Annotated in this window: 2 protein-coding genes; both read left to right on the top strand. The window is 73.5% G+C overall.

All coding sequences use genetic code 11. The features are described 5' to 3' along the window. Nucleotides 1-6,502: SDR family NAD(P)-dependent oxidoreductase (locus ACFV7Q_RS28315; protein ID WP_385432513.1), on the top strand; the 6,502-nt coding region annotated here is incomplete at its 5' end. Nucleotides 6,503-6,723: 221 nt separating this feature from the next. Further along, nucleotides 6,724-11,685, top strand: coding sequence for a type I polyketide synthase (locus ACFV7Q_RS28320; RefSeq protein ID WP_385432515.1), 4,962 nt, complete (start codon nucleotides 6,724-6,726; stop codon nucleotides 11,683-11,685). Nucleotides 11,686-11,975: the final 290 nt, after the last annotated feature.

An 11,975-nucleotide genomic window follows, 5' to 3' on the forward strand; every position in this document is an offset into this window, starting at 1 on the left:
CCTCACGCCGGACCGGTTCGAGAGCGTCCTGGGGGCGAAGGCGACGTCCGCGCGTCATCTGCACGAGCTGACGGGCGAGCTCGGCATCGAGCTGGCGGCCTTCGTGCTGTTCTCCTCCGTCACCGGGACCTGGGGAACCGCCGGCCAGGCGAACTACGCCGCGGCCAACGCCTACCTGGACGCGCTCGCCGAGCAGCGCCGGGCGTCCGGGCTCGCCGCGACGTCGATCGCGTGGGGACCCTGGGCCGAGGGCGGCATGGCCGCCGACCAGGCCCTCGAAGCCCGGATGCGCCGGGGCGGCGTACCGCCCATGGCTGCCGAGCTGGCCCTCGACGCCCTCCAGCGGGCCCTCGACGCGAACGACACCGTCGTCACCGTCGCGGACGTGGACTGGGAGCGCTTCGCCCCCGGATTCACCGCGGTGCGTCCCAGCAGCCTGCTCACCGAACTGCACGGGGGCCACGACGCCTTCGCCGCCCACCCCGGCGAGGCCACGGGTGACACGCCTGCGGGCGGCCGTCACTCCCTCGCGCAGCGGCTGGCGGGCGTCACCCCCTCCGAGCGCGACCGGCTGCTCCTCGACCTCGTGCGCAAGGAGGTCGCCGCGGTCCTCGGCCACGCCGGCGCGGAGAGCATCGCCGCAGGACGGGCGTTCAAGGAGCTCGGTTTCGACTCGCTGACCGCCGTCGAGCTGCGCAACCGGCTCGGAGCGGCCGTCGGCCTCCGGCTCCCCGCCACGCTGGTCTACGACTATCCGACCTCCGCCGACCTGGCGGACCACCTGCGCCGCGAACTCCTTGGCACCGGTGCCGAGTCGGCCGTCTCCGCCCCGCAGACGGCCCGGGCCGCCGCGGACGATCCGATCGCGATCGTCGCGATGAGCTGCCGCTTCCCCGGCGGGGTGCGCACGCCCGAGGAGCTCTGGCAGCTGCTGGCGGCGGGCGGCGACGCCATCGGCGAGTTCCCGGCCGACCGGGGCTGGGACGCCGAGGAGCTCTTCGGACCGCGGTTCGGGCAGGAACCCTCCTACGCCCGCGAAGGCGGATTCCTCTATGACGTCGCGCAGTTCGACCCCGGCTTCTTCGGGATCTCCCCGCGCGAGGCCCTCGCCATGGACCCGCAGCAGCGGCTGCTGCTGGAGACCTCGTGGGAGGCGTTCGAGCGGGCCGGGATCGACCCCTCTTCGGTGCGGGGCAGCCAGACCGGCGTGTTCGTCGGCACCAACGGCCAGGACTACCTGTCGCTCGTGCTGAACTCCGCGGACGGCGGAGACGGCTTCATGAGCACCGGGAACTCCGCCAGTGTCGTCTCGGGACGCCTCTCCTACGTCTTCGGGCTCGAAGGTCCCGCCGTCACCGTCGACACCGCCTGCTCGGCGTCCCTCGTGGCGCTGCACCTCGCGGTCCAGGCGCTCCGCAACGGCGAGTGTTCGATCGCACTGGCCGGTGGCGTGACCGTGATGTCGACACCGGGTGCATTCGTCGAGTTCAGTCGGCAGGGCGGGCTCGCCGCGGACGGCCGGATCAAGGCCTTCGCGGCGGCCGCGGACGGCACCGGCTGGGGCGAGGGCGTCGGCATGCTGCTCGTGGAGCGGTTGTCGGACGCGCAGCGCAACGGGCACCCGGTCCTCGCCGTGGTCCGGGGCTCGGCCGTGAACCAGGACGGTGCCAGCAACGGCCTGACCGCCCCCAACGGGCCGTCGCAGCAGCGCGTGATCCGCGCCGCCCTCGCGAACGCCGGCCTGGCGGCCGCCGAGGTCGACGCGGTCGAGGCGCACGGCACCGGCACCAAGCTCGGCGACCCGATCGAGGCGCAGGCGCTGCTCGCCACGTACGGCCAGGACCGCCCGGCCGAGCAGCCGCTGCTCCTCGGCTCCATCAAGTCGAACATCGGACACACGCAGGCCGCGGCCGGTGTCGCCGGTGTCATCAAGATGGTCATGGCGATGCAGCACGGGGTGCTCCCGCAGACCCTGCACGTGGATGAACCCACCCCGCACGTGGACTGGGCCGCCGGCGACATCGAGCTCCTCACCGAGCAGCGGGCCTGGCCCGATACCGGGCGTCCGCGCCGGGCCGGCGTGTCCTCGTTCGGTGTGAGCGGTACGAACGCCCACACCATCCTGGAGCAGGCACCGGCGGCCGCTGCGCCCGCGACGGCGGAGCCCGCGGGCCCCGGCACCTGGCCGTGGATCCTGTCCGGCCGGACGGAGGCGGCACTGCGCGAGCAGGCCACCCGGCTCCTCGCACACATCGACGGGCTCGACGGGCTGCGACCGGTGGACGTCGGCCACTCGCTCGCGGCCGGCCGGGCGGTCCTCGACCACCGCGCCGCGATCGTCGCCGGAGCGGGGGAGGAGTACCGCGAGGCGCTGACCGCGCTGGCCGCAGGCGGTTCCGCAGCACAGCTCGTCCGTGGCGTCGCGCGCGCAGAACGTCAGGTGGCCTTCCTGTTCACCGGGCAGGGCAGCCAGCGCCTCGGCATGGGGCGCGAACTCTACGACACCCACCCGGTGTTCGCGGACGCATTCGACGCGATCTGTGCCCGTATGGACGCCCACCTCGAACTCCCCCTGAAAGACGTGCTGTTCGGTTCCAATGGCGCCGTACTGGACCGGACCGAGTTCACGCAGCCGGCCCTGTTCGCGATCGAGGTGGCGCTGTACCGGTTGATCGAGGACCATGGCCTTCGACCGGACTTCCTGTCCGGGCACTCGATCGGTGAGATCGCCGCCGCGCACGTCGCCGGGGTGCTGTCCCTCGATGACGCCTGCGCGCTGGTGGCGGCCCGTGGGCGGCTGATGCAGGCGTTGCCGGCCGGCGGGGTGATGATCGCGGTGCAGGCGTCGGAGGACGAGGTCGCGCCGCTGCTCACCGATCGGGTGGGCATCGCCGCGGTCAACGGCCCGCAGTCGGTGGTCGTGGCCGGTGACGAGGACGCCGCGGTGGTGATCGCGGGCCGCTTCGAGGCGGACGGTCGGAAGACCAAGCGTTTGACGGTCAGTCACGCGTTCCACTCGCCGCACATGGACGGCATGCTCGACGCCTTCCGCGAGGTTGCGGAGGGGCTGACGTACGCGGCGCCGCGCATTCCGGTCGTGTCCAACCTGACCGGCGCCCTTGCGGGCGGGGAGATGGCCTCGGCCGACTTCTGGGTGCGGCACGTCCGCGAGACCGTCCGCTTCCTCGACGGCATCCGCGCCCTGGAAGACGCCGGGGTGACGGCGTACGTCGAACTCGGCCCCGACGGCGTCCTGTCCGCCCTCGCCCAGGACTGCCTCACCAGTGACGGCGGCACCGGCGGAACCCTCTTCGCGCCCGTGCTCCGCAAGGGGCGGCCGGAGGTCGAAACCCTCGCCGCCGCTCTAGGTCAGGCCCACGTCCACGGCGTCACCGTCGACTGGACGGCGTACTTCTCCGGCACCGGCGCCCGCCGCGTCGACCTGCCCACCTACGCCTTCCAACGCGAGCGTTACTGGGTGGACACCTTCGCCGCGGCCGAGGACGCCGCCTCGCTCGGCATCGAACCGGCCGGACACCCCCTGCTCGGCGCCGCGGTCGAACTGCCCGGGGACGGCGGGCTGCTGTTCACCGGCCGGCTCTCCCGCCGGACCCACCCGTGGCTGGCCGACCACGTCGTCGCCGACTCCCTGGTCGTGCCCGGCGCGGCCCTCGTCGAACTGGCGCTGCGCGCCGGGGACGAGGCAGGCTGCGGGCACCTGGAGGAGCTGACCGGCGAGGAGCCGCTCGTCCTCCCGGAGGACGGGACGGCGGTACGGCTGCGGCTGACCGTCGGCGGAGCCGACGACACCGGTCGCCGGCCCGTACAGATCCACAGCCGTACGGAGGCGGGCGACGGTGACGGGCCCATCGGCGCGGCCTGGTCCCGCCACGCCACCGGATTCCTCACCGCGGACGCGGCGATCGCCACCGGTGGAACCGGCAGCGTCGGCGACACCGCACCCTGGCCGCCCGCCGGGGCCGACGAGGTCGCGGTCGACGCGGTCCGCGACCGGCTCGCGGCCGCAGGCCTCTACCACGGGCCCGCCCTCAGGACCCTGACCCGGATCTGGGTGCGGGGCGGGGAGGTCTTCGCGGAGGCCCGGCTGTCCGACGAGCTGCGCGCCGCCGCGGGCGGATTCGCCCTGCACCCGGCCCTGCTCGACACCGCCGTACAGGCGCTCGCGGCGACCACCGCCGCCACCGGTGGCACTGCCGCCCGCGAACCCCTCGCCTGGCGGGGGGTGGCGCTGCACGCGGTCGGCGCCGACGCCCTGCGCCTGCGGATCATCGCCCTCGACGGCGCCGGCACGGTGTCCGTCGAGCTGGCCGACGAACAGGGCGCGCCCATCGCGTCCGTCGCCGCGCTGGTGACCCGGGAGCTGGACGCCGAGCGGTTCGCCGCGGCCCCGGACGGAGCCCCGCAGGACGGACTGTTCCGCCTCGACTGGGTGCGCACGCCGGCACCGGCCCGCCCGGGTGCCACGACCTTCGCGGTCATCGGAGACGGACACGCCCGCCTGGCCGCCGCGCTGGGCCGCACGGGGGTCCCCGTCGCCGCGTACGACGATCTCGGTGCGCTGGACGCGGCCGTCGCGGCCGGCAGGCGGCCGATGCCCGACACCGTGGTGGTGCCGTTCATCACGGCACCGGCCGCGCCCGCAGAATCCGTCACCGACACCGGTGCACCGGACGCCGACCGCCTCGCGCGGGACGCGCGGGACGCGACGCACCGCGTGCTCGCCGTCGTGCAGGCCTGGCTGGAGAACGGCCGCTTCGCCGGCGCCCGCCTGGCCGTCGTCACCCGGGGTGCGGTGGCCGCCCACCAGGACACCGAGGCGGGCGACCTCGCCCACTCCCCGGTGTGGGGCCTGCTACGAGCCGCGCAGACCGAGCACCCGGACCGGTTCGTCCTCGTCGACCTCGATGACGCCGAAGCCGACGCCGACGCCTCCGGCCGTGCCCTGCCCGGTGCCCTCGCGTCCACGGAACCCGAACTCGCCGTGCGCGGCGGGGCCCTGTACGTACCCCGCCTGGCGAGGGTGGCAGCCCGGACGACGGTGGCCGGTGAACCGACCGGCCGCATCGACACCCGCGGCACGGTCCTCGTCACCGGGGCGGGCGGCGGACTCGCCGGCCTCCTCGCCCGCCACCTGGTCGCCGAGCACGGTGTACGGCACCTGCTGCTCACCGGCCGCAGGGGCGCCGACACGCAGGCCGCACCCGAACTCACGGCTCAACTGCGCGCGTTGGGAGCCGAGGTGACCTGGGCGGCGTGCGACGTGGCCGACCGGGACGCGCTGGCCGCGCTCCTGGAATCCGTACCGGCAGAGCGTCCGTTGACGGCGGTCGTCCACACGGCGGCCGTGCTCGACGACGGCGTCGTGGACCTGCTGACGCCCGAGCGCGTCGACCGGGTCCTGCGGCCCAAGGTGGAGGGGGCACTTCACCTGCACGAGCTCACCCGCCACCTCGACCTGTCGGCGTTCGTCCTGTTCTCCGCCGCCGCCGGCACCCTCGGTGCCGCCGGCCAGGCCAACTACGCCGCGGCGAACGTGTTCCTGGACGCCCTCGCCCGGCACCGGCGGGCCCACGGCCTGGCCGCCCTGTCCCTGGTCTGGGGCATGTGGGCGGAGGAACGCGGCATGGCGGGCCGGCTCACCGAGGCGGAGCGCGAACGCGCAGCACGCGGCGGAGTCGCCCCGCTGTCGGCGGCGGAGGGCCTCGCCCTCTTCGACACCGCCCTCGCCGCCGCGGACGACGAGCCGGTCCTGCTGCCGATCGGGCTCGACCTTCCGACCCTGCGGGCCCGGGCCGCGGACGACGGACTCCTGCCCGTGTTCCGCGGTCTGGTCAGGACTCCGGTCCGGCAGCTGCGGGCGGGCACGCCGGCAGCCGGCGGGGCGCACCGTGCGGAGGCGACGACCTCGGACCCGTCCACCGGGGGCGGCGGGCAGACGCTCGCCGAGAGGCTCGTCGGGCTGCCGGCGGCCGATCGCGAACGGACCGTCGTGGACCTGGTACGCGGCCAGGTGGCCGCCGTCCTCGGCTACGGGTCGGCCGAAGTCATCGGCGGGGAGCAGGCGTTCAAGGAGCTCGGCTTCGACTCGCTGACCGCCGTCGAACTCCGCAACCGGCTCGGTGCGGCCGCCGGCCTCCGACTCCCCGCCACCTTGATCTACGACCACCCGACCCCGGCCGCCCTCGCCCGACACCTGCTGGACGAGGTGGCCCCGGACGGCACGGCGGAGCGCAAGCTCTCCGTCCTGGAGGAACTCGACCGCCTGGAAAGCACCTTCTCCTCGCTGGACCCGGCGGAACTGGCCGCAGAGGCCGGCGACGACGCGGCCCACGCGCGCATCGCGGTGCGCCTCCAGGCGCTGCTGTCCCAGTGGAACGAGGCCCGCCGGACCGACGGTGCGACGACCACCGCGGACGCGATCGAGGACGCGAGCGACGACGAGCTGTTCGCGCTCATCGACAAGAAGTTCGGCCAAGGCTGAACCCCACCCACCCCCAGGCCGTACCGCCGGAACCCCTGTTCCGGCGGTACGGCCGCGGCCTTCCCGAATTTCCTCAAATATCCTCGGGTCCCCGCGAACCTCCCTGAACTCCCTGTACTCCCTGTACTCCCTGTAGTCCCTATACTCCCTGACTCCTCGAACTCCCTTGCATTCTTTTGAGTACCTCCACGGTCTCGACCACGCGAATAGGTGAAGCGCCAGTGGCGAACGAAGCAAAGCTCCGCGAATACCTCAAGAAGGTCACGACGGATCTCGACGAGGCGTACGGACGCCTGCGGGACATCGAAAGCCAGGCCCACGAGCCCATCGCCATCACGGCGATGAGCTGTCGCTTCCCCGGAGGCATAGGGACCCCCGAGGAACTGTGGGACCTGCTCGCCTCCGGCGGCGACGCCCTCACCGAATTCCCCACGGACCGCGGCTGGGACCTGGACCACCTGTTCTCGGACGACCCGGACGAGCAGGGCACCTCCACCACCCGTGAAGGCGGGTTCCTCAGCGGCGCGTCCGCGTTCGACGCAGACTTCTTCGGGATCTCCCCGCGCGAGGCCATGGCGATGGACCCGCAGCAGCGGCTGCTCCTGGAGACCTCCTGGGAGGCGTTCGAGCGGGCGGGCATCGACCCGAACGACCTGCGCGGCAGCCAGTGCGGCGTGTTCGTCGGCATGAACGGCTCGGACTACCTGACCCCGCTGCTGGAAGCCGCCGAGGACTACGCGGGCCACCTCGGCACCGGTAACGCCTCCAGCGTCCTCTCCGGCCGGCTCTCCTACACCTTCGGCCTCGAAGGTCCCGCCGTCACCGTCGACACCGCTTGCTCCGCCTCGCTCGTCGCCCTCCACCTGGCCGTGCAGGCGCTGAGAGCGGGGGAGTGCGCGCTGGCCGTCGCCGGCGGCGTGCACGTGATGTCCACCCCCGGCCTCTTCGTGGAGTTCAGCAAGCAGCGCGGACTGTCAGCGGACGGCCGTTGCAAGGCGTTCGCGGCCGGAGCCGACGGCTTCGGCCCCGCCGAAGGCGTGGGCGTGCTGCTGCTGGAGCGGCTCTCCGACGCACGCAAGAACGGCCGCCCCGTGCTGGCCGTGGTGCGCGGCTCGGCCGTCAACCAGGACGGTGCCTCCAACGGTCTGACCGCCCCCAACGGTCCTTCGCAGCAGCGCGTCATCCGGCAGGCCCTGGCCAACGCCCGGCTCTCCGCCGACCAGGTCGACGCGGTCGAGGCCCACGGCACGGGAACCTCGCTCGGCGACCCGATCGAGGCCCAGGCCCTGCTCGCGACGTACGGGCAGGACCGGCCGGCCGACCTGCCGCTGCTGCTCGGGTCGGTCAAGTCCAACATCGGGCACACCCAAGCCGCCGCCGGTGTAGCCGGCGTGATGAAGATGGTTCTGGCCATGCAGCACGGAGCGCTGCCGCAGAGCCTCCACATCCATGAGCCGTCCCCGCACGTGGACTGGGCCTCCGGCGCCGTCGCCCTGCTCACGGAGCAGACGCCGTGGCCCGAGACGACGCATCCGCGCCGTGCGGGTGTGTCGTCGTTCGGGTTCAGCGGCACGAACGCGCACGTGATCGTCGAGCAGGCGCCGGAGGCGGAAGGCGCTCCTGTGGCGGGGGCGCGTTCGGGGATGCCGGTGGTGCCGTGGGTGTTGTCGGGTAAGAGCGTGGCGGCCCTGCGGGGGCAGGCGGAGCGTTTGGCGGGCTGGCTTGCCGGTGGGGCCGGGGTTGCGGCCGAACCGGTGGACGTGGCCTGGTCGTTGGCGTCGACGCGGGCTGCTCTGGAGCACCGCGCGGTGGTGTTGGGTGATCATGTTGCGGGTGTGGGCGCGGTGGCGTCGGGCGGGCTGGCCGCGGGTGTGGTGACCGGCTCGGTGGCTGGTGGTAAGACGGCGTTCGTGTTCCCGGGGCAGGGCTCGCAGTGGGTGGGCATGGCTGGGGAGCTGCTGGGGTCCTCGTCGGAGTTCGCCGTGCGGATCGACGAGTGTGCGAAGGCGTTGGGGCCGTTCACGGATTGGTCGTTGGTGGATGTGCTGCGGGGCGTCGAGGGTGCGCCGTCGTTGGATCGTGTGGATGTGGTGCAGCCGGCGTTGTTCGCGGTGATGGTGTCGCTGGCGGAGGTCTGGCGGGCTGCGGGTGTGCGTCCGGGTGCGGTGATCGGCCATTCGCAGGGTGAGATCGCTGCTGCGTGCGTGGCCGGGATCTTGTCGTTGGAGGATGCGGCCCGGGTGGTGGCGTTGCGGAGCCAGGCGATCGGGCGGGTTTTGGCGGGCTTGGGTGGCATGGTGTCCGTGCCGTTGCCGGCCGTCGAGGTGCGGGAGCGGATCGCGGCGTGGGGTGAGGGGCGGATCTCCGTCGCCGCTGTCAACGGGCCGTCGTCGGTGGTGGTCTCGGGTGAGGCCCTGGCCCTGGACGAGTTCTTGGCCGCGTGTGAGGTGGAGGGGGTGCGGGCGAAGCGGATCGCGGTGGACTACGCCTCGCATTCGGCGCAGGTGGAGTTGCTGCGGGAGGAGCTCGCGGAGTTGTTGGCGCCGGTCGAGCCGCGGGCCGCTGAGGTTCCGTTCCTGTCGACGGTGACGGGTGAGTGGGTGACGGGGCCTGAGTTGGACGCGGGTTACTGGTTCCGTAACCTGCGGCGCAGCGTCGAGTTCGAGCAGGCCACCCGCGTGCTGTTGGAGCAGGGTTTCGGGGTGTTCGTCGAGTGCAGTCCGCATCCGGTGTTGACCGTCGGTGTGCAGGAGACGGTGGAGGATTCGGGTCGGGAGGCTGCTGTTCTCGGGTCCTTGCGTCGTCACGAGGGTGGGCCGGAGCGGTTCTGGCGGTCGCTGGGTGAGGCCTGGGTCCGTGGTGTGGGGGTGGATTGGGACGCGGTCTTCGCCGGTACCGGCGCCCGCCGCGTGGACCTGCCCACCTACGCCTTCCAGTCCCAGCGGTACTGGCCGGAGGCGGCTCCCGCCGAGGCGGAGGCGCCGCGGGCGGAGAACGAGGTCGACGCCCGGTTCTGGGACGCCGTGGAACGCGAGGACGTCACGGCCCTCGCCGAGGCCCTCGCCTTCGACGGCCCCGACGCGGTCCGGTCGCTGGGTACGGTCCTGCCCGCGCTGTCCTCGTGGCGGCGCCACAGTCGCGAGCGGGCCACGGTCGACGGCTGGCGCTACCGCGTCACCTGGAAGCACCTCGCCGACACCACCGCAACCCGGCTGTCGGGGACCTGGCTGGTCGTCGTGCCCGGGACACCGTCCGGGCCGGCGGGTGACACGGTCGGCGCGGTCCTGCGTACGCTCGCCGACCGCGGTGCGGAGGTCCGTACCGTCACCGTGGCGACGGACGCGGCCGACCGGGACACGGTCACCGCCGCCCTGAAGGCCGCCACCGACGGGACGTCCGTCCCGGCCGGCGTCCTCTCCCTCCTCGCCCTCGGCGGAGGCGACCACTTCGCCGCCGGGCTCGCGCTGTCCCAGGCACTCGGCGACGCCGACGTCGCCGCGCCCCTCTGGTGCCTCACCCGGGGCGCGGTCGCCGCCGGGCGCTCGGACCGGGTCGAGGACCCGGAGCAGGCCCTCCTCTGGGGTCTCGGGCGGGTCGCCTCCATGGAGCAGGGCGGGCGCTGGGGCGGTCTGATCGACCTGTCCCCGCAGGCCGACGAGCGGGCCCTGCAGCGGCTGGCCGGGGTCCTGGCCGGCGACGGCACCGAGGACCAGGTCGCCGTCCGGTCCTCCGGGATCCTGGTACGCCGGCTCGTCCGCGCCCGGCTGGACGCGACACCGCAGGTACGGGACTGGCGGCCGACCGGGACGACCCTGGTCACCGGCGGTACGGGCGCGCTCGGCGCGCACGTGGCCCGCTGGCTCGCCGCGAACGGCGCCGAGCACCTGGTCCTGACCAGCCGGCGCGGCCCCGACGCACCCGGCGCCGCCGCACTGCGCGAGGAACTCACCGCGCTCGGCGCCGAGGTGACGATCGCCGCCTGCGACGTGGCCGACCGGGACGCCGTTGCCGCGCTCCTCGCGGCCGTCCCCGCGGACCGACCGCTCACCGCGGTGTTCCACGCCGCCGCGGCCGTCGACAACGGGGTCATCGAAACGCTCACCCCCGAGCAGGTGACCGCCGTCCTCCGGGTCAAGGTCGACGCCACCCGGCACCTGCACGAGCTGACCCGGGACCTCGGCAACGACCTGTCCGCGTTCGTCCTCTTCTCCTCCTTCGCCGCCACCTTCGGCGCCCCCGGCCAGGGCAACCAGGCCCCCGGCAACGCCTTCCTCGACGCCTTCGCCGAACACCGGCGGGCCGCCGGCCTGCCCGCCACCTCCCTCGCCTGGGGGCCCTGGGACACCGCGGTCGGGGACGACAGCGCGGCCGCTGACCGGATGCGCCGCCACGGCATCCTCGCGATGCGGCCCGATCGGACCCTGGCCGCGCTCCGGCACGCCCTGGACCGTGACGAGACCACCCTGACCGTGGTCGACATGGACTGGAAGCGGTTCACGCTCGCCTTCACCGCCGACCGGGCCCGGCCCCTGCTCCTGGAACTGCCCGAGGCCCGACGGGTCATCGACAGCACGGAACGCGAGTCCGCCGAGGACCCGAGCGGGGGCGTGCCGCTCAGCCGGCAACTCGCCGGGCTGCCCGACGTCGAGCAGGAACGCCTGCTGCTCGACCTGGTGCGCACGGCCGTCGCAGCCGTCCTCGGCCACGCCGACCTGACGGCCGTCGAGGCCGGCCGCGCCTTCAAGGAGCTCGGCTTCGACTCCCTCACCTCCGTCGAACTCCGCAACCGCCTCGGCGCGGTCAGCGGGCTGAAACTGCCGGCCAGCCTGGTCTTCGACCACCCCACCCCGGCCGCCGTCGCCGCCTACCTGCGCGCCGGGATCGTGCCGGACGCGGTCGCCGGAGGGGCGCCGCTGCTGGGGGAGCTCGACCGGCTGGAGGCCGCACTCGCGCAGGGCACCGCCGACAACGTCGTACGGGCCCGCGTGACCATGCGGCTCCAAGCGCTGCTCGCCCAGTGGAACGACAGCGGGGACCCGGCCACCGCGGACGGCTCCGCGCCCGCTGCCGGGCACGGAGGCGGCGGTGACCCGGACGCCGTCCCCGACGGGGTCGAGCACCTCCAGGACGCGACCGACGAAGAGCTGTTCGCGTTCATCAACAAGGGCCTCGGCCGTTATTGACGGCCTGCCGATTATTGGTGAAGATGGCCAACCCCCTGAGTAATTCACCTTAATGTGGACGGGGGTTGCTGCCCCCTGTGCGCTCCGGCTCCCTGGGGTGCGTAGGGGGCAGTTAGGGGTTGTCGGGGAGATTGAGCGGCACATAGCCTGCCGCCGAGAAGTCGCTTCGCTCGATATGCGAAGCACCCGCATTTCCGATGTGAATTCTCGGCTCTGCGCTCAGTCTTTTCCGATGCCGTCTGCTGCAAATTGGGTGGTTGCGTTACATGGCGAACGAACAAACGCTGCGG

It is taken from the genome of Streptomyces sp. NPDC059851, assembly GCF_042732005.1.
GTDB lineage: Bacteria > Actinomycetota > Actinomycetes > Streptomycetales > Streptomycetaceae > Streptomyces.